General features: G+C 68.8%; 1 pseudogene. It reads right to left on the bottom strand.

The features are described 5' to 3' along the window. Positions 1-123: 123 nt before the first annotated feature. Positions 124-673 (bottom strand): annotated as a pseudogene (locus D7V77_RS42330) (hypothetical protein); the annotation flags it as partial.

Raw genomic sequence — 673 nt, forward strand, 5'->3', positions numbered from 1 at the left:
TCCGTTTCGGCCGGAGCACACGCACTCGCGGCCGTTTGCTCCCCGCCATGGCGATTCATGCTCGCACAGCAGCGCTTATGCATCCTTTGGATGCATCAGAATCGTTAATTTTTTCTCATCCCCTCAGCCCTCGGCGACGGCCTGCACGCTGGCGCGGTAGATGAAGATGCGCGCGGTGTTGGTGCGGGTGTCGGCGGGGACGACGAAGAAGCCCGGGGTGGGGCCCTTGAAGTCCTGGGAGAAGCCGGCCACCTGGCGGCCGTCGTTGAAGGTGACGCGGATCTTCGAGCCCTCCGCCTGCGGTTGACGCGCGCCCGCGGCGAGCATGAAGAAGATGGCCTTCACGCGCTTGCCGGGGATGCGCTCCGGGGCGAAGCCGCTCTGCTGCTCCAGGGAGATGGTGTCCTCCAGGAGGTCCGCGTCGCGGATGGTGCCGCGCTTCACCTGTCCTTCGACGGTGTGGATGATGACGCGGTGTTCGCCTTCCACGAAGGAGTTGGCGGCGGACGCGAAGCCGGCCACCGGCGCTTCGAAGAGCGAGTCGTCCGCGGGGCGAAGGTGGTTGATGGCCACGGCCGCGGCCATGGCCGGCGCCGAGGGGGCCACTGGCGCCGGGCTCCGGAGCGTCGGGCTCGCGGGTGCAGCGGGAGTCAGCCGGGCCACGGGCAGGGAG

Origin of the sequence: Corallococcus sp. CA041A (assembly GCF_003612075.1) — a bacterium.
GTDB classification, from domain to species: Bacteria; Myxococcota; Myxococcia; order Myxococcales; family Myxococcaceae; genus Corallococcus; species Corallococcus exiguus.